Annotated in this window: 18 protein-coding genes; 4 read left to right on the plus strand and 14 right to left on the minus strand. The window is 64.9% G+C overall.

Annotated features, from left to right (window positions below):
- Nucleotides 1–10 precede the first annotated feature (10 nt).
- Entirely contained in the window at nucleotides 11–568 is a 558-nt protein-coding gene (locus ACNHKD_RS18490) for a flagellar basal body-associated FliL family protein (protein WP_442754948.1), read from the plus strand.
- Nucleotides 565–1,296 carry a flagellar type III secretion system pore protein FliP gene (gene fliP / locus ACNHKD_RS18495; RefSeq protein WP_442754949.1) on the plus strand — a complete coding sequence of 244 codons (732 nt, stop codon included), beginning with the start codon at nucleotides 565–567 and terminating at the stop codon, nucleotides 1,294–1,296. The genes ACNHKD_RS18490 and fliP overlap by 4 nt, the downstream gene beginning before the upstream one ends.
- Nucleotides 1,297–1,745: 449 nt before the next feature.
- On the opposite strand, the gene amoB is transcribed toward fliP, so the two are convergent.
- From amoB to ACNHKD_RS18525, 6 genes are all read right to left on the minus strand, one after another.
- On the minus strand, nucleotides 1,746–3,005 hold the full coding sequence (amoB, locus tag ACNHKD_RS18500; RefSeq protein ID WP_442753525.1) for a bacterial ammonia monooxygenase, subunit AmoB: 1,260 nt from the start codon (nucleotides 3,003–3,005) through the stop codon (nucleotides 1,746–1,748).
- Between the two features lie 154 nt (nucleotides 3,006–3,159).
- Nucleotides 3,160–3,918 carry a bacterial ammonia monooxygenase, subunit AmoA gene (gene amoA / locus ACNHKD_RS18505; protein ID WP_442753524.1) on the minus strand — a complete coding sequence of 253 codons (759 nt, stop codon included), beginning with the start codon at nucleotides 3,916–3,918 and terminating at the stop codon, nucleotides 3,160–3,162.
- A gap of 318 nt (nucleotides 3,919–4,236) precedes the next feature.
- On the minus strand, nucleotides 4,237–5,010 hold the full coding sequence (amoC, locus tag ACNHKD_RS18510) for a bacterial ammonia monooxygenase, subunit AmoC (RefSeq protein ID WP_442753523.1): 774 nt from the start codon (nucleotides 5,008–5,010) through the stop codon (nucleotides 4,237–4,239).
- Between the two features lie 565 nt (nucleotides 5,011–5,575).
- Nucleotides 5,576–6,055 carry a 2-amino-4-hydroxy-6-hydroxymethyldihydropteridine diphosphokinase gene (gene folK / locus ACNHKD_RS18515; RefSeq protein ID WP_442754950.1) on the minus strand — a complete coding sequence of 160 codons (480 nt, stop codon included), beginning with the start codon at nucleotides 6,053–6,055 and terminating at the stop codon, nucleotides 5,576–5,578.
- A gap of 3 nt (nucleotides 6,056–6,058) precedes the next feature.
- The gene (folP, locus tag ACNHKD_RS18520; RefSeq protein WP_442754951.1) at nucleotides 6,059–6,919 is read right to left on the minus strand and encodes a dihydropteroate synthase; all 861 of its coding nucleotides are present in this window, start codon (nucleotides 6,917–6,919) and stop codon (nucleotides 6,059–6,061) included.
- Nucleotides 6,912–7,286 (minus strand): 4a-hydroxytetrahydrobiopterin dehydratase, encoded by a 375-nt coding sequence (locus tag ACNHKD_RS18525; RefSeq protein WP_442754952.1) that lies wholly within the window; start codon nucleotides 7,284–7,286, stop codon nucleotides 6,912–6,914. The genes folP and ACNHKD_RS18525 overlap by 8 nt, the downstream gene beginning before the upstream one ends.
- A gap of 111 nt (nucleotides 7,287–7,397) precedes the next feature.
- On the opposite strand from ACNHKD_RS18525, the gene ACNHKD_RS18530 reads away from it, so the two are divergent.
- Nucleotides 7,398–8,366, plus strand: coding sequence for a beta-ribofuranosylaminobenzene 5'-phosphate synthase family protein (locus ACNHKD_RS18530; protein ID WP_442754953.1), 969 nt, complete (start codon nucleotides 7,398–7,400; stop codon nucleotides 8,364–8,366).
- A 45-nt stretch (nucleotides 8,367–8,411) separates the two neighbouring features.
- On the opposite strand, the gene ACNHKD_RS18535 is transcribed toward ACNHKD_RS18530, so the two are convergent.
- The 8 genes from ACNHKD_RS18535 to ACNHKD_RS18570 form a co-directional block, all read right to left on the minus strand.
- Nucleotides 8,412–9,764 carry an FAD-binding oxidoreductase gene (locus tag ACNHKD_RS18535; protein ID WP_442756937.1) on the minus strand — a complete coding sequence of 451 codons (1,353 nt, stop codon included), beginning with the start codon at nucleotides 9,762–9,764 and terminating at the stop codon, nucleotides 8,412–8,414.
- A 115-nt stretch (nucleotides 9,765–9,879) separates the two neighbouring features.
- Nucleotides 9,880–10,008 carry a hypothetical protein gene (locus tag ACNHKD_RS18540; protein ID WP_442754954.1) on the minus strand — a complete coding sequence of 43 codons (129 nt, stop codon included), beginning with the start codon at nucleotides 10,006–10,008 and terminating at the stop codon, nucleotides 9,880–9,882.
- A gap of 181 nt (nucleotides 10,009–10,189) precedes the next feature.
- Nucleotides 10,190–11,452 (minus strand): class I SAM-dependent RNA methyltransferase, encoded by a 1,263-nt coding sequence (locus ACNHKD_RS18545; protein ID WP_442754955.1) that lies wholly within the window; start codon nucleotides 11,450–11,452, stop codon nucleotides 10,190–10,192.
- A complete protein-coding gene (locus ACNHKD_RS18550) occupies nucleotides 11,449–12,177 on the minus strand; it encodes a TlyA family RNA methyltransferase (protein ID WP_442756938.1) in 729 nt (242 codons plus the stop codon). The genes ACNHKD_RS18545 and ACNHKD_RS18550 overlap by 4 nt, the downstream gene beginning before the upstream one ends.
- The gene (locus tag ACNHKD_RS18555; RefSeq protein ID WP_442756939.1) at nucleotides 12,177–12,959 is read right to left on the minus strand and encodes an ABC transporter permease; all 783 of its coding nucleotides are present in this window, start codon (nucleotides 12,957–12,959) and stop codon (nucleotides 12,177–12,179) included. Before ACNHKD_RS18555 ends, ACNHKD_RS18550 begins: the two co-directional genes overlap by 1 nt.
- Nucleotides 12,960–12,991: 32 nt before the next feature.
- Entirely contained in the window at nucleotides 12,992–13,747 is a 756-nt protein-coding gene (locus tag ACNHKD_RS18560; RefSeq protein ID WP_442754956.1) for an ABC transporter ATP-binding protein, read from the minus strand.
- 110 nt (nucleotides 13,748–13,857) lie between these two features.
- The gene (gene mutM, locus ACNHKD_RS18565; RefSeq protein ID WP_442754957.1) at nucleotides 13,858–14,727 is read right to left on the minus strand and encodes a bifunctional DNA-formamidopyrimidine glycosylase/DNA-(apurinic or apyrimidinic site) lyase; all 870 of its coding nucleotides are present in this window, start codon (nucleotides 14,725–14,727) and stop codon (nucleotides 13,858–13,860) included.
- A 96-nt stretch (nucleotides 14,728–14,823) separates the two neighbouring features.
- Nucleotides 14,824–15,228, minus strand: coding sequence for a hypothetical protein (locus tag ACNHKD_RS18570; RefSeq protein ID WP_442754958.1), 405 nt, complete (start codon nucleotides 15,226–15,228; stop codon nucleotides 14,824–14,826).
- A 215-nt stretch (nucleotides 15,229–15,443) separates the two neighbouring features.
- On the opposite strand from ACNHKD_RS18570, the gene ubiE reads away from it, so the two are divergent.
- The gene (gene ubiE / locus ACNHKD_RS18575; protein WP_442754959.1) at nucleotides 15,444–16,214 is read left to right on the plus strand and encodes a bifunctional demethylmenaquinone methyltransferase/2-methoxy-6-polyprenyl-1,4-benzoquinol methylase UbiE; all 771 of its coding nucleotides are present in this window, start codon (nucleotides 15,444–15,446) and stop codon (nucleotides 16,212–16,214) included.
- Nucleotides 16,215–16,218: the final 4 nt, after the last annotated feature.

Below are 16,218 nucleotides of genomic sequence, written 5' to 3' on the forward strand. Positions count from 1 at the left end.
GTTGCGGATTATGGCGGGAAAGAGCGGCGACGCCGAGAATAATCGCAAGGCGACGGATTTCGTCCTTCCTTTGACGATCGTGACAATCATCGGCGGCGCCGGCGGCGGCCTTCTCGGCGCGTCGATCCTTCCCGGTATGAACGGTGCGATCCCCCCGGCCGAAACGCCGGCGCAAGTGGAAACGTCGGCGCCTCTCTCAGGAACCGCCCATGGCGGCGCGCACGGAGAAGCGGTCGCGAAAAACGCCAGGACGGACGGACAGGCGCCGGCGGCCGCGCTCGAAGTCAGGGAATTGCCGCCGATCGTAACGAATCTCTCAGGAGCGGGAAGGCAGTTGATCCGACTTCAATCCGCGATTCTTTATAACCCGAAGGAACTGCAACAGGTGGACGTTTTGCTGGCGTCGTTGCGCTCCGACATCGTTTCCTTTCTCGGCACATTGGACCTCTCCGCGGTCGAGGGAGCGGACGGTCTGAGGCGCCTGCAGGAAGAACTGAGAGAGCGGGCGTCGACGCGCTCCGAGGGACATATTCGCGAACTCATCATCGAAACGCTTGTTATTCAATGAAAGTGTTCCTCGCCGTCCCCGTCATTCTCGCTTGGACGTCGCAAGCCTTGGGCGCCGAGTCGTTCGATCTCGCCGCTTTGCTGCCGGCCGGCGCCGGATCGGCAAGCGGGCGGCTGATCCAGCTTCTCGGCGCCTTGACCGTTCTGTCCGTCGCGCCGGGCCTGCTTGTGATGGTGACGAGTTTCACGCGTTTCGCCATCGCGTTTTCTTTTTTGCGCACCGGTCTCGGCTTGCAGAGCACGCCGGCCAATCTCATCCTGATCAGCCTCTCGCTCTTCATGACGTTCTACGTCATGGCCCCGACCGGCGAAAGAGCCTGGGAGGCGGGCGTCAGGCCGCTTCTCGAGGGCCGGATTGGGGAAGCCGAGGCTTTCGAAAAAATCACAGATCCGTTTCGTCAATTTATGCTCGCCAATGTTCGGGAAAAGGACCTGCGGCTTTTCGAGGACTTTCGGAGGACGAACGCCTCGCCGTCGAAATCGCCCAGGCTGGACGTGCTTGTTCCCGCTTTCATGATTTCCGAATTGCGGCGCGGATTCGAGATTGGTTTCCTGATCGTCGTTCCCTTTCTCGCAATCGACATTGTCGCGTCGGTGCTGACCATGTCGATGGGCATGATGATGCTTCCGCCAACGACCATCGCATTGCCCGCGAAAGTTCTCTTTTTCATCCTGATCGACGGGTGGAATCTGCTCGTCGGCAGCTTGGTCCGTTCCTACGGGGGTTGACGTCGGACCGGGGGCGTCGGTCAAAGGGCGCCGCGACTCTTCGTTCTGGAATTCCAGATCGGAACCGGCGCCTCAAGCAGCTACGCTTTCGTGGCGTTTCGCGCCGGCGCTGGAGGGCGCGCGTCCGCTTTTCGGAGATGGCGTCTGTGCGTTCGAACCGTGGCTTCCGTCGAAACAAAGTGCGCGCATGGTCGCCGGCGTCCCAAACACGGACGCATCCCTTTGCGGGCGCGTAGCTTTTTGTCGCCCCTTTCGGGAAACTTGCCTGAACGAAGCACGATCTGGCGAGGGTCAAACCCGAAGAACGGGAGCGCGTTCTGCCGGCGTCGATAAAAGTCCTTTGGCCGCGGCTCCTGGCGCGGCGGCGTTTTAAGTCCGTTCCATCTCGCAAAAAAGAACCGGCCGGACAGAAGTCCGGCCGGCCATTGATTTAGGCGATTTTGGCTCGCTTAGGGCATATCGCCGGCGACGAACTTCGGAATCACCGGGCCGCCGATTTCAGCCGCGAAGCGCTTGCCGTCCGGCGAGAAGAAGAACAGCAGGCCGCCGATCTGGCTGTCGGTGTCGTAAGCCAGGTCAGACAGACGCTCGATGTCCCAACGCGCGTCCTGGATCTTCACGACGATCTCCTTCGACTCGCCGGGCGCGATCGTGTCGTCGTTCGACAGGCCGCGGTCGGCAAGCAGGTAGTCCGGGAAGTCAGGCTTCGTGGTGAACACGGACGGGTTCAGGAAGCGAAGGCCAGCCGCCGTATATTCGCCGAGGCGAACCGGCTGCGACGTGCCGTTCTTGACCTTCACGTTGATGGTCAGCTCGCGGCCCGGAACCTTGTAGACGCCGCCGTTCAGCTCGGTCGTCACCTGCTCCTTGCCCACGCCCGCCGTGCCTTCCGTCTCGATCGGCGTCAGCGGCTTCTGCAAGCCGGCCTGAAGCGGGATCGTGCGCGGGAAGGTCGAGTTCGTCACGGCGTAGCCGACAATCGTCGCAAGGATCGTCAGAGCCAGGACGATCGCGCCAATGCGGCGGTCGTCGTCGCCAATGACGTCTTCCGGACGGCCTTCAGCAACGCGGATATAGGACGAGATGATGCCCTTCCGGATGAACCAGAACAGGATCCACGCCGCGCCAATCGCCAGCCACGGCAGATGCCACGCGTAAACGCGGCTGATGCCGAAGTGCTCAAGGTCGACCGTCGAGCCGTCAAGGAGCGTCACCGGGTCGGTGAAGTCCTTCATGTCGCCCTTGATCTCAATCCACTGGCCGGGGCCGATGATCGGACCGCCGCCCTCGACGTTGATCTGGGCGTGGACGTGCCAACGGCCGGCGCGACGGCCGCGCAGGTTGATCGAGAAGGCGTAGTCCTTGCCGATCTCAAGCGACACCGAACGAGGAGCGAACTGCTCGCCGATGAACTGGGCCGTGCGAACCAGAACCGGGCCGGGCTCGCCGGCGTTCAGGAACGACACGCGCGGATTCGCGACCGCCTGCGGCCACGCCGAGAAGACGTGAACCTTGCCGGACAGAACCAGCTCTTCATTGACGTTGACCGTCGTCTTCGACCACTGAACGTCATACCAGTTCAGCGTGCGCATGCGAAGGAACGCCTGCTGCGACTTCTCGCCGTGCGCCGAAGCCGGAGCCACGGCTCCCAGCGTCGCCGCCACAGCAGCCGCCGCGCCAATGGCGGCGAGCTTGACTAGCTTTTTCATGAACAAACCTCCCAGGTTCCTCTTCCGGCCGGCGCCTCGCGCGCCAGCCGATTTTTTCAGCCGCGGACCAGCAGGCCAAATCAACGACCCAACCAACTCCAGTCCGCGTTTCTCTTTTCGAGTTGGGCCGAAGAAAACCCCGGCCAAGCCCGCATCAGATGGTGTCGATGACCTTGGTCGTGGAATACCAGCGACCCATGAACCACCACAGGAAATACACCATCATCGAGACAAAGCCCGAGAAGAACGCCGCAACCGGCACAACGTCCTTACCGAACGTGCGCAGCGTGCCGCGCTCGACCATGCGGATGTATTCCGGCATCGACGTGCGGACGAAGTGGAAGCCGATCAGGTCGGCAAGCGTCATCAGCTGGCCATGCTGCTCGGTCGCCTGGTGGAACGCCGCAATCGCCGGCCAGTTGTTCGGGTAGAACAGCAGACCCCAGCCCAGCGAGCCCACAACCGCCGTGATCACATAGGAGCCCGACAGAAGCAGGATCACGTCAAGCCAGATCGCCGGAACGATCAGAGCGGACGGGAACACGAGGCTGATCGGGAAATACGTCCAGCCCCAGAAGTTGACGTAGCGGTTGATCCACTCGCCGACCAGAAGGCCCAGAGCCGCGAAAACGGCGCCGAACGGAAGGCGGAAGTTAACCCACCAGAAAGCCTGCGAAGCCGCGCAGAAGGTCACGCCCAGAATCGGCACGACCGTCGGCCACATACGACGATCCTTCCAGTCAACCCAGAAGTCCCAGTCGCCCGCCGTCAGCATGAAGTGGACGTGATAGCCGCCCAGAACGGCAAAGAACAGCAGAACCAGAAGCATCCAGTCCACCGTCGCGACGCAACCCGCCGCCTCGGCGACGGAGTTGAACGGACCGACCGCCCCCCCGCTTTTCGATTGTGACATCACTCTTCTCCTTGGTGTTTCTCGGAAACCCTCCAGGCCCCGAGCTTTCTTATCGCCGCAGACCCGAAGCCTCGCGCCCCCGGACCCGCGCCCGGACTGGCGGAAAAACCCGCCCGCCCGGTTTTCTCTCGCGCAGCGCGCTCGACGCAGCGCCGCGAAACCTTCCCTTCACAGCCGGGTTAACCCCGGTTTTCGACACGAAACGAGAGACCCGGTCGCCTCACGCGGCCAGACATGCCCGCTCCCTTGTCCGTTTAGAAAAAATCCCGCGCCCAGACCGCCGCCCGCGCCCTTGGGCGCGAGCGGCCTTGTCCGTCATTACTCGGCGGTCAGGAGGGCGACGCCTTCCTTGCCGATCAGCGCATGAATGCGGGCCAGGAGCTGAAGAACCACGCCGAACACGCCCAGCGCCATCCAGCCGAAGAACACGAAGCCCCAGTGCAGCGGAGCCACGAACAGCTCTTCCATGAACCAGAAGGTGTGGCCCCACTCGTTCAGGCCAACGTTCGGGATGATCATGAACGGACCAATGGCCACGATCAGATAGGCCAGCGAGTAGCCATGAGCAAAGAACGGAATCCGCGTCTTCGCATAGAAGAACGCCCCAACCGCGATCACCGAATAGATCGGGTAGCTCATGTAAAACTCGATGATGTGCGACGGCGTGAAGTCCGTGTCACGGATAACCGTCATGTGCCAGGTGCCGTCCTGCTCCGTGAAGAACGACGCGCCCCAGTAAATCGCAGACGCGTAAACAACCAGCCACTGGATGTTCACCGCAATGCGCCGAAGCTCCTCACGAGGCGCAACCGCGTCAACGTTGCGGTCGCGCGTCTTCCAAAGATAGCCCGCAAGCGCCAGGCCGGAAACCAGCTCCAGAGGAATCTCGGTCCAAAGGATCGACATCCAGTAAGTCTGGAATTCCGGCGCAAACGAATCCAGGCCAGCGCGCCAGCCATAGATCTGCTCGTAAATGCGCACGATCAGATAAAACGTGTTCAGCAGAGCCAGTCCAATCCACATGCCACGAAGATCGACTACGGACTCTACCTCAGCAGCTGCGCCAGCAGCAGCGCTAGTCGTCGAGCTCATATTTAACTCCTCCTATGTGCTCCCAGGGATATGCGCGTGACCGGTAAAAGCTCCGCCTCCCAGAACGGAACCGCTTCGTCCTCGTTTGATTAAACGTTAGGCTGGGCCCGTCCCAAAACGTCGCCCCACGCCATACCGCCCTTCTTGCCGCAGCCCTCAGATCCCCAATCCCAGAGAAACCTTCCCCAAAGATCGAACATCCAATCCAGCCGCTTGTTGTTATCGGACGAACACCGACGTCGCCGCCTAAACAAAGCCCAAAACCCGACCCCCGCAAGGACCAGACCAAGACCCCGTTTAGCGTGGCCCAACCATTCCCCCTCACCAACATAATATCAATATCCCTTGGTATAGCTGAAAACTGTCTATCGAATAGTAATAACAACCCCAGTGGACGGTTTTTTTCCCACCCCATTTCGCCCGCGCCGCTCGGTTCGCGACATTTCTTAGACAGCGCAATATTGCCTGTATCCTCGGGGTTTACAGCAGTTTGCAAAGCGCTGCGCGGCAGGACCGCATGACTGATGTTGCAGTGCGGCAACACCAGCTATCGGGGGTAGGCGCCTTAACCTTCCGCCCAGGGCCTCACGCCGGCGGTATCGACGCTTTCAAGCGCTTGCGCGACGGCGACGCCGTCGAGCACGAGATCCGGCGCGATCTCGGCCAGGGGCATAAGGACGAAGCCCCGGCCGAACAATTCCTTGTGCGGCAACGTGAGTTCCGGATCGTCCAGCGTATGGTCGCCAAGGAACAGGATGTCCACGTCGATGAGCCGCGGTCCCCAGCGGCGGGTCGGCTCCCGACCCATATCCGCCTCGATCTTCTTTACCGCGGCCAGGAGCTCGTACGGCGACATCGCCGTGTCGCCGATGGCGCAGGCGTTGGCGAAATCCCCCTGGTCGGGCACGCCCCAGGGCGGCGTGCGGTAAATGCGCGAGACCGCAGCCAGATCCGCGATTCCCCGCTCTTCGATAAGTCTCAAGGCCCTCTTTATATTCACGGGCTTGTCGCCGATATTGCTGCCCAGCCCGAAACCCACCCGCATGGCTCACCCTTTCGCCGGCGCGGCGCGCAGGCACGAAAAAACCTCGAAAGCCGCGCGATGTTCGGCGACGTCGTGGACGCGAAAAATCTGGGCCCCGTCGCCCGCCGCCAAGAGATTGGCGGCGAGGGTTCCAATGAGCCGCCCCTCGATCGCCCCGTCCGGCAGGCCCTTGAAGATCGACTTGCGCGATACGCCGATGAGCAAGGGAAAACCTAGACTTAAAAGTCGCGGCGTCGCCCGGAGGGCGTCGTAATTTTGCAGCCGGCTTTTGCCGAAGCCGATTCCCGGGTCCAGCGCGATATGCGCGTCGGAGATCCCCGCCCGGCGCGCGATCTCCAGCGAGCGGTCGAAAAACTGCAGCATGTCGGAGACGATGTCGATTTCGGGGTCCGTCGCCTCGCGATTATGCATGATGACGACTCCCGCCTCCGCTTCGGCGATGGCGGGCGCGATGTCCGGGTCGCGCTGCAGGCCCCAGACGTCGTTGACGATCGAGACGCCGACCGCGAGCGCCCGGCGGGCGGTGATCCCTTTATAGGTGTCGATCGACACCGGGACCCCCGCTTCTGCGACGAGAGCGGCCAGCAGCGGCTCGAGACGCGCCCATTCCGCCTCGGGCGGCACCGGCGTATGCCCCGGCCGGGTCGATTCGGCCCCCACGTCGACGATATCCGCGCCATCCGCCGCAAGCTTCCTCGCCTGAGCGAGCGCGGCCGCCCTGGAGGCGAAGAGCCCGCCGTCGGAAAAGGAATCCGGCGTGACATTGACAATGCCCATAATGACCGGCCGACGGCCGACGGGAGCGAAGAAGCGATCCCGGCCGCCCGCGACGGCCGCCCGGTCGAAGGACAGAGTCTCAGTCATATTTGATATAAGCAAAGCGCTGGTCGGTCTCCGGCGCGCCCTCGAGCGCGCCCCCCTCCTTGCCCGGACGCCAGCCGACGACGTCCTCGATCTTGCGGGCGAGCTCGAAGTCCTTGTCCGTTATGCCTTTCGCCGTGTGGGTCATGAGCTTCACCTCGACCCAGGCGTAGGAGGCGGCGATGTCGGGATGGTGCCAGGCGGCTTCGGCGAGATGGCCGACCGTGTTGATCACCATCAGCGTGCCCTTCCAGCTATGAGTCTTGTATTTACGGCGAATCCAACCGTTCTCGTAGCGCCAGTGCGGCAGCTCCTTCGCCAGCCGCTCGACGATTTCATTCTCCGGCAAAGCCTTTTCTTCCTTGCTCATTTCCGCTCCCCGATGATTCTTGCGGCGGGACGCCGCCGCCGCGACTTCTTTCGTCAAAGGCAGATATAGCCTAAACCGGCCTCAAGTCTTGCACGATCGACAGGGAGCGATATGGCGGCCAAAGTGAGCGTGGCGGCGACGGCGCGGCTGCATCTCGGATTTCTCGACATGAACGGCGCCCTCGGACGCAAATTCGGCGGCCTGGGTCTGTCGCTCGACGCGCCGGCCACGCGGATCACGCTGACCCGGGCGGCGGCGGACACGGTCGAGGGGCCGGAAAGCGATCGCGGCGCCGCGCTGCTCAAAAAAGCGCGGGCGGCGCTCGCGCCGGAGTCCGCCCATGCGCTGACCATCCATGAGGCCATTCCCGCTCATTCCGGTTTCGGCTCGGGCACGCAACTCGCGCTCGCCGCCGCCGCCGCGCTGCGGCGGCTTGAGGATTTGCCGCTTGACGCCGCCGCCGACGCCGCCCTCATGTCGCGCGGCGCGCGCTCCGGCCTCGGGGCCGGGCTTTTCGTCACCGGCGGCCTCGTGGTCGACGGCGGGCGGGGGCCGGGCACGCGCACGCCCCCGGTCATTGCGCGGGCGGAATTTCCGGAAGAGTGGCGCGCCCTGGTTGTGTCGGACCCGACCGCCGTGGGACTGCACGGCGCCGACGAGAAGGAGGCCTTCGTCGCCCTTCCGCCGTCGAGCGACGCGGAGAGCGGCGAGCTTTGCCGGCTGGTGCTGATGCAGGCGCTCCCGGCTCTGGCGGAGCGCGACCTCGCCGCCTTCGGCGCCGCGATCGGACGCATACAGGAAATCGTCGGCGACTATTTCGCCCCCGCCCAGGGCGGACGCCGCTTCGCCAGCGCCAGGGTCGAGGCCGTGGTCGGCCGCCTCATCCGGGAGGGCGCAACGGGCGGAGGACAGACCTCATGGGGGCCGACCGGCTTCGCCTTCGTCGAGAGCGAGTCGGCGGCGCGGGCCATTGTCGCGCGGGCGGAGGCCGAGGCGCGCGCCGAGGGGCTGGAGATCGCCATTCGCAGAGGCCTCAATCGCGGGGCGAAGATCGACCCGATCTATGCGGAGATCGCCTAGATCGCGCTGCTTTTGACCGAATCGCGAGCCGCGCGCTGAATCGCCCTATAGCAGTTTCCCGGGATTGAGCACCCCTTTCGGATCGAGCGTCTTCTTCAGCGCGCGCATCACGTCGAGGGCCACGGGGTCCTTCACCTGCGCGAGCAGGTCGCGTTTCAACCGGCCGACGCCGTGCTCGGCGGATATCGAGCCGCCATATTCATGCACGAGGCCATGGACGATCTCGTTCATCTCGCCCCAGCGCGCGAGGAATTCCGCCTTGTCGGCGCCGACGGGCTGCGAGACGTTGTAGTGCAGATTGCCGTCGCCCATATGGCCGAACGGCACGGGCCGCGCCGACGGAAAATGCGCCGCGACGCGCGCGCCGGCCTCCGCGATGAAATCGGGAATCCGCTCGATCGGCACGGAGATGTCATGCTTGATGGAGCCGCCCTCGCGCTTTTGCGCCTCTGAGAGACTCTCGCGCAGGCGCCACAGATTCTCGGCCTGTTCCAGCGAATGAGCCAGCGTCGCGTCGCGGACAAGGCCCGAATCCAGCGCCTGCGAAAAAGTCGCGCCGGCGACGCGCTCCGCCTCGCCCTCGGCAAAACCGGCGATCTCGACCAGCGCATACCAGGGATGAACCGCGCCGAACGGATCGCGCGCGCCGGCTATGTGGCGCAATACGAGTTCGAGTCCGATGCGCGGCGCGAGTTCGAAGGCCTGAAGGCCCGGCCCCGCATGTTCCTTCACGAAATTGAGCAGAGCCAGCGCCCGCGCCGGGTCGTCGAGGCCGAGAAAGGCCACGGCGCGCGAGCGCGGGCGCGGAAAGAGCTTCAGCGTCGCGGCCGTGATGACGCCCAGCGTGCCTTCCGAACCGATGAAGAGCTGGGTGAGATTATAGCCCGTATTGTCCTTTCGCAGCTTGCCGAGCGTCGAGAGCAGCCGCCCGTCGGCGAGCGCGACTTCGAGACCCAGCGCAAGGTCGCGCGCCGCGCCGTAAGCCAGCACATGCACGCCGCCGGCGTTTGTCGCGAGATTGCCGCCGATCGTGCAACTGCCTTCGGAGGCGAGCGACAGCGGGAAATAGCGGTCGACCGACTGCGCGATCTCCTGCGCGCGCGCGAGCGTCACGCCCGCTTCGAGCGTCATGGCGTCGGAAGCCGGATCGACCTCGCGAATGCGATCGAGTTTTTGCAGGGAAAGCAGGATTTGCCGGCCGGTCGCGTCCGGCGTCTGGCCGCCGACGAGACCCGTATTGCCGCCCTGCGGCACAACGGAGACGCCATGCGCGTCGCACAGCGCAAGGACATTCGCGACTTCGCCTGCGTCCCTGGGTTTGACCACGCACTGAGCGCGGCCGCGATAAAGGTCGCGCGGTTCGGACAGGTAGGCGTCCATCTCCGCCGTATCAGTCACCACGGCGGAAGCTCCGACGATCGCCTTCAGGCGATCGCAGAGATCGGGCGCATCGAGCCAAGCACTCCGAGACAGAGAAAGCGCCCTCGTTCAGTCGGCCAACGGCCTCGGTGCATCAGTAATAATTGCGGCGGCGATGAGCGCGGGCGTCCCTCTTGCGGGCGTAGACGTAAGCGCGCGCGGCCGCAGGCGCGCTTGCGAGGACGACACTGCACAATGCTGCGGCGATTAGCGCATTCATCATGACCCATCTCCTTCCAGTTCGGGGAATCAGCCGATTCCCGCCTGCACCGGACCATCGAGCAAATCCTATGCCTGGTTTTTTTGCGTGGCAACCGGCTTTGCTGTTGGCCCTGTCAAATCAGTCTGTTTCCCCTCCGTTGAGACATTCTCGTCACAGGAACGTTACCTAAAAATTAAGTGATTCACCCTAGAAGACCCCGTTTTGGCCGCTTCCGGCCGTCCCCGCGCGAAAAAACCGCAACAATTTCGACATGGGGAGCGTGCCGAAACTGGTCAATAGGAACGACGCAGCCCACGCTAAAGCCGCCGCTGAGCAAAATTGCGGCGTCCCGAGCGAAACTTTGTGCACTGCAAGATACGGCGACCGCCGTCCTGACCCTGGACCCGGCGATTTCCTTCGCCTGCGCCAGGGCGCCCGCGCGCGGCGGGTCGAAGACGACCGCGTCGAAAGGCGCGAGCTCCTGCGCCGTGAGCGGGCGCGCGAAAAGGTCGCGCGCCGCGCCGTCGAGCGGCTTGAGTCCGGCGGCGGCGCGAGCGCCCGCGAACATGGCGTCGACCGCGTCGGCCGCCGAATCATAGGCGCAAACCGGCGCCCGCGCCGCGAGCCGCAGCGCGAAGGCGCCGACGCCGCAGAAAAGATCCGCGACGCGCTTTGAGTTTTTCGCCGCTTCGAGCACGCGGGCGGCAATCGCATCCTCCCCCGCCTCGGTCGCTTGGAGAAAGGCCCCCGGCGGCAGCGGAACGCGCGCCGGTCCGACCTCCACGAAAGGCGCGCGGCGCAACGTCAACAGGCGCCCGTGATTGGAAAGCCGCGCGAGACCATGCGCCTCCGCGGCCTTGATAAGCGCGCTCGTCTCATGTTCCTCGAGCGGCCCCGGCCCCCGCAGATCGACATCCATACCTTCCAGCGTCGCGGTGAAGGAGAGATCGAGCGGCTTGCCGCGCCCGGCGAGGATTTGCGCGAGGACGCGCGCGGCCGGCAGCGCGCCGGCCAGTTCCGGAGCGAGCAGCGGGCAGGTCTCGATCTCGACAATCTCATGCGAACGCGCCGCCATGAAGCCGACGCGGGCCCGTCCTTTTTCCATGCGCGCATGGAAAGCGACGCGCCGGCGCCCTGCCCCATGCGCGTCGACAAGCGGCGCGACGTCGAGCGTCAGGCCAGCGTTGCGTAGCGCGGATTCGACAAGGCCCCGCTTCCATTCCGCATAAGCGGGCGGCGCGAGGGCCTGCACCGCGCAGCCGCCACAATGCGCGTAATGCGGACAAATGGGCGCGACGCGGTCGGGCGAGGGCGCGACGATCTCCACGAGCCGCGCCTGCTCGCCCTCGACTTCCGCCGTCACCGTCTCGCCGGGCAGCGCGTAGGGAACAAAGACGCGCCTGTCGTCGTCTCGCGCGATTCCCTCGCCGCGATGGCCCAGGCGCTCGATGGTCAGTTGCTTCATGGTTGCGCCGCGTGAATGAGGAATTCGCGATTGCCGTCGCCGCCCGCGATGGGCGAGGCGACGACGCCAAGGACGCGCCAGCCCAGCGCCTCCAGCTCCCTGCGCGCCTTGCCGCAAACCTCGGCGTGAATCTTTTCGTCGCGCACCACGCCTTTTTTCGTCGCCGCTCGGCCAGCCTCGAATTGCGGTTTGATGAGCGCGACGATTTCGGCCTGCGGCGCCGCGAGCGTGACGGCATTGGGCAGCAAAGCGGAGAGCGAGATGAAACTCGCGTCCATCACGATGAGCGTCGGCGCTTGCGCGAGCTGCGCCGCCGTCAATGTGCGGGCGTCCTGCCCTTCCATCGACGTGACCCGCGCGTCGCCGCGCAGTTTCTCGTGCAACTGACCGTGGCCCACGTCCACCGCCACGACATGACGCGCGCCGCGCGTCAGCAGCACGTCAGTGAAACCACCCGTGGAGGAGCCGACATCGAGGCAGAAGCGGCCCCTGGGATCGACATTGAAGGCGTCGAGCGCGTAAGCGAGCTTCACGCCGCCGCGCGACACCCATGGATAGGGCGCGGCGGCGACGATCTCCGCGCCTTCCGCGATCGGCGCCGAGGGCTTCGTCACGACGCGGCCGTCGACCGTCACGAGGCCGGCTTCGATCGCCTCGCGCGCCTTGGCGCGGCTCTCGAAATAGCCCCATTCGCACAGCGCCGAATCGGCGCGCTTCGTCGCCATCATTCGCCTGTCTGCAACAGCGTGCCGGCGCGCCGCGCGCTTTGCAGCAGGCGCCCGAAGGCGATGCAGGCCCCCGAAAAGAGGAAAACGTCGATCGCGAGGCCCTGCGCCATCAAATCCCAGCGGATGACATGCTCGATCAGCACGGCGCGCAGCCCCTCGAAGACATAGGTCGGCGGCAGCGTCCATGAGATCGGTTGCAACCAGGCGGGCAGCGTGGAGACGGGATAATAGACGGCGCCGAGCGGTTGCACAAAGAACATGAGCGACCAGACGAGATTTTCCGCCCCGAGCCCCAGCCGCAGCAGGAGACCCGAAACGAAGAGCCCCATGCTCCAGGCGAAGAACATCAGCACGACGAAAAAGGCGCCGAAGGCGACGCCGAGCGCCCAGAGATTGAAGCCGAAAAACAGGATCGCCAAAATCGTCACCGGCACGACGCCGAGGGCGAGGCGGATGAGACTCATGAGAATGAGCGACAGGACGAACTCCGTCGGCCGCAGCGGGCTCATGAGAATGTTCGGCAGATTGCGCGACCACATCTCCTCGATGAAGGAGAAGGAGAAGCCCTGCTGGCCGCGCAGCAGAATGTCCCACAAAAGGATTGCGCCGATGAGCGTGCCCGCCGCCTGCGCCGCGCCTCCGGGCGATTGCAGCGCCCCCGCCTGCACGAGATAGGTCTGCAGAAAGCCCCAGGTGAGCATCTGCACGAAGGGCCAGTAGATGATGTCGAGTATGCGCGTATAGGTCGCGCGCAGCAGATAGCTGTAGCGCAATAGCATGGCGCCGACGCGCCTGGCGGAGAAGGCGCCGCTCAAGACGCGGCTCCCGCGCGGCCGCGCGCGAGATCGAGAAAGACTTCCTCCAGATTGGCGCGTCCGTAGCGCGCGAGGAGATTGGCGGGAGAATCATCGTCGGCGACGACGCCCTCTTTGAGCATCAGCACGCGGTCGCAGAGGCGCTCGACCTCGCCCATATTGTGGGACGCGAGCAGGATCGCGCAGTTGTGCGTGGCGCGATGCGCCTCGAGCCGCGCGCGCACCCAATCCGCCGTGTCGGGATCGAGCGAGGCGGTCGGTTCGTCGAGAAGCAGGAGTTGCGGATCGTTGATCAGCGCCTTGGCGATGGCGACGCGCGTCTTCTGCCCCGCCGAGAGCCGGCCGGTCTGGCGGTCGATGAAATCGCCGAGCGCGAGGGAGCAGGACAACTCGTCGATCTTCGCATCGACGTCGGGCGCATCGTAGAGCATGCCGAACACGCGCAGATTCTGCCGCACGGTGAGGCGGTGCGGCAGATCGACATAGGGGCTTTCGAAATTCATGCGGCCGAGCACGGCGTAGCGGTCGCGGAGCAGATCGCGCCCGAAGACGCGGATCGAGCCTTCGGTCGGCTCGATGAGCCCCATGACCATGCCGATCGTCGTCGTCTTGCCGGCACCATTGCCGCCGAGCAGGCCCGTCACGCTGCCAGGCGGCAAGGCGAAATCGAGCGGCCCGACGACCTTGCGCTTGCCATAGGTTTTGGAGAGGCCGTGAACCGCGAGCGCCGGTTCGGGCGATGAGGGGGACATGGGAGGGTTATGGCGTGGCCGGACTGCCCCGGCAAGGGTCAACGCGGCCCGCCGGCTGGTCAAGCGAGGCCTTCCTCACCCAGGATGAAAGAGAGAAAAGCTCCGCAAAATCACTTCTGGCACTCAGGGCAATAGAATGTCGAGCGTCCCGACTGAACGGCCCGCGCGACCGTCCCTTTGCAGCCGGGCCTCGGACAGGCCGCGCCCTCGCGGTCGTAGACGCGGAAGGCATGCTGGAAATAGCCCAGCGACCCGTCCGCCTGCCGATGGTCCCGCAGCGACGAGCCGCCGGCGGCGAGCGCCTCGGCCAACACGTCCTTGATCGCTTGCGGCAGCCGCGCCAAAGCGGCCGTGGGCCTTCCGGCCGCGGTGATGAGCTCGCCTCCGGCCCGCAGAGGCGAGATCCCGCAGCGATGCAGCGCCTCGCAGACATAGATGTTGCCCAAGCCCGCAATGAGCCGCTGGTCGAGCAGCAACGCCTTCGCCGGAGCGGCGCGGCCGCGAAAGGCGCGGGCGAGGAAAGCCGCGTCGAGCGCATCGCTCAAGGGTTCGGCGCCGAGGCCTTTAAACAGCTTGTGCGCGTCGAGCGTCTCTGTCGGAACGAGCAGCATGAAGCCGAAACGGCGCGGGTCGTTATAGGTGACGCGGGCGCCGTTCTCCATGTGGAGGACAACGTGATCATGCGCCGCGTTCTTGTCGCGCGGATGGTGGAAAAAGCCCTGAAGATCGCCATCGACGCGAAAGGAGCCCGACATGCCGAAATGCATGACGAGCGTCTCGCGGCCATCGAGATCGGCGAGGAGATATTTCGCGCGCCGCCGCAATGCGAGAATGCGCCTCCCCGCCAGCCGCGCGGCGAAGTCGGAGGGGAAGGGAAAACGAAGATCGCCCCGCCGCTGCTCGACGCGCAGGATCCGCGCGCCCACGAGCGCGGGCGCGAGGCCGCGCCGGACGGTTTCGACTTCGGGCAGTTCAGGCATCTGGAAATTTTCCCGCTCGCTGGCGGGAAACTATTAGCGCCGCCGCGCCCGCGACGCGAGAGGCGGCGTCCCGCGCCGGCCGCGCGCAAACCTGGGCTAATGCGGCGCGCCGCGGCGCCTGGCGTGAGGGGCCGGCGGCGCATCCGGTTTGGCCGCGGGCGCAAAAACGCGCTTGGCCGAAGCGTCCGCCTCTGTCGTCGCGGCCGCGGGAGCCGGCGCGTCGATCCCGACCGGCATTGGCTGACGTTCGGGCGCGGCGGGCGGCGCCGTCGCCGAAGCGGGCTCCAAAGCCGCCGTCGGATCAGAAACAACGGGCTTTTCAGGCGCCGCCGGAGTCGCAGCCGTCTCAAGGTTTGACGCCGGCCTCGGAATCCATCCCGCATTCATGGCGAAGGCGACAAGGCAGAGCGCGACGCCCGCGTACAGATAGCCCTTCATCTCAATCCTTTCGATCCAAACTTCGGCCGCTTTGATGCGATCGACGGCGGCCGAAAATAGCATGGCGGCGACGCCCGCTATTTTTCAGGACTGTTTCCCGGCGCGCGAGCGAGCGGCCGCGCGGGCCGCCTCCCTTCCCGCGCTCGGCGCCAAATGTCGTTATCTAACTGATTCAGATTGAAATATGTCGCGAGCGAGCGCCGACGCGCGCCGCTATGCGGCATGGAAGAAAAAGGCTATACCCTCTCCCCGTCCTCCTTACGTCAGACGAGCGTTCAATGACCGATTCCCATTCCGACCGAGAGGGTTCGACCCATTTCGGCTATTCCGAAGTGCCGCTCTCGGAGAAGCAGCATCTCGTGGACGACGTGTTCCACAAGGTCGCGCGCCGCTACGACGTGATGAACGATTTGATGTCCGGCGGCCTCCATCGCCTCTGGAAGGACACCTTCGCAGCCAAGGTCAACGCTCGCAACCGCAAGGAATTCAAGCATCTCGACGTCGCGGGCGGCACGGGCGACGTGGCCTTCCGCATCGCGAGACAGTCGGCGCCGGACGCCGAGATCACCGTGCTCGACATCAACGGCGACATGCTGGAAGTCGGCCGCGACCGCGCCCGCGAGAAGGGCGTCCTCGACAAGCTCGAATTCGTCCAGGCCAACGCCGAGTCCCTGCCCTTCCCGGACAATCGTTTCGACGCCTATACGATCGCCTTCGGCATCCGCAACGTGCCGCGGATCCAAGCGGCGCTGGAGGAGGCGCATCGCGTGCTGAAGCCGGGCGGGCGTTTCCTGTGCCTCGAATTTTCGCAGGTGAACGTGCCGGGCCTCGACAAGATCTACGAGGCCTATTCCTTCAACGTGATCCCCGCCGTCGGCAAATTGGTGGCCGGCGACGGCGAGCCCTATCGCTATCTCGTGGAATCCATCCGCCAGTTCCCGCTGGCCGACGATTTCGAGCGGATGATCCGCAAGGCGGGCTTCCGCCGCACGGGCTATGAGCGCCTCACCGGCGGCGTCGTCGCGATCCATTCCGGCTGGAAATATTAAGGCC

It is taken from the genome of Methylocystis sp. JAN1 (assembly GCF_052186135.1).
In the GTDB taxonomy this organism is placed as follows: domain Bacteria; phylum Pseudomonadota; class Alphaproteobacteria; order Rhizobiales; family Beijerinckiaceae; genus Methylocystis.

Bases quoted from the DNA above. Each gene is read 5' to 3' on its own strand.
- ACNHKD_RS18490 (WP_442754948.1), top strand. From the start codon at position 11: ATGGCGGGAAAGAGCGGCGACGCCGAGAATAATCGCAAGGCGACGGAT.
- fliP (WP_442754949.1), top strand. From the start codon at position 565: ATGAAAGTGTTCCTCGCCGTCCCCGTCATTCTCGCTTGGACGTCGCAA.
- amoB (WP_442753525.1), bottom strand. From the start codon at position 3,005: ATGAAAAAGCTAGTCAAGCTCGCCGCCATTGGCGCGGCGGCTGCTGTG.
- amoA (WP_442753524.1), bottom strand. From the start codon at position 3,918: ATGTCACAATCGAAAAGCGGGGGGGCGGTCGGTCCGTTCAACTCCGTC.
- amoC (WP_442753523.1), bottom strand. From the start codon at position 5,010: ATGAGCTCGACGACTAGCGCTGCTGCTGGCGCAGCTGCTGAGGTAGAG.
- folK (WP_442754950.1), bottom strand. From the start codon at position 6,055: ATGCGGGTGGGTTTCGGGCTGGGCAGCAATATCGGCGACAAGCCCGTG.
- folP (WP_442754951.1), bottom strand. From the start codon at position 6,919: ATGACTGAGACTCTGTCCTTCGACCGGGCGGCCGTCGCGGGCGGCCGG.
- ACNHKD_RS18525 (WP_442754952.1), bottom strand. From the start codon at position 7,286: ATGAGCAAGGAAGAAAAGGCTTTGCCGGAGAATGAAATCGTCGAGCGG.
- ACNHKD_RS18530 (WP_442754953.1), top strand. From the start codon at position 7,398: ATGGCGGCCAAAGTGAGCGTGGCGGCGACGGCGCGGCTGCATCTCGGA.
- ACNHKD_RS18540 (WP_442754954.1), bottom strand. From the start codon at position 10,008: ATGATGAATGCGCTAATCGCCGCAGCATTGTGCAGTGTCGTCCTCGCA.
- ACNHKD_RS18545 (WP_442754955.1), bottom strand. From the start codon at position 11,452: ATGAAGCAACTGACCATCGAGCGCCTGGGCCATCGCGGCGAGGGAATC.
- ACNHKD_RS18550 (WP_442756938.1), bottom strand. From the start codon at position 12,177: ATGGCGACGAAGCGCGCCGATTCGGCGCTGTGCGAATGGGGCTATTTC.
- ACNHKD_RS18555 (WP_442756939.1), bottom strand. From the start codon at position 12,959: ATGCTATTGCGCTACAGCTATCTGCTGCGCGCGACCTATACGCGCATA.
- ACNHKD_RS18560 (WP_442754956.1), bottom strand. From the start codon at position 13,747: ATGTCCCCCTCATCGCCCGAACCGGCGCTCGCGGTTCACGGCCTCTCC.
- mutM (WP_442754957.1), bottom strand. From the start codon at position 14,727: ATGCCTGAACTGCCCGAAGTCGAAACCGTCCGGCGCGGCCTCGCGCCC.
- ACNHKD_RS18570 (WP_442754958.1), bottom strand. From the start codon at position 15,228: ATGCTATTTTCGGCCGCCGTCGATCGCATCAAAGCGGCCGAAGTTTGG.
- ubiE (WP_442754959.1), top strand. From the start codon at position 15,444: ATGACCGATTCCCATTCCGACCGAGAGGGTTCGACCCATTTCGGCTAT.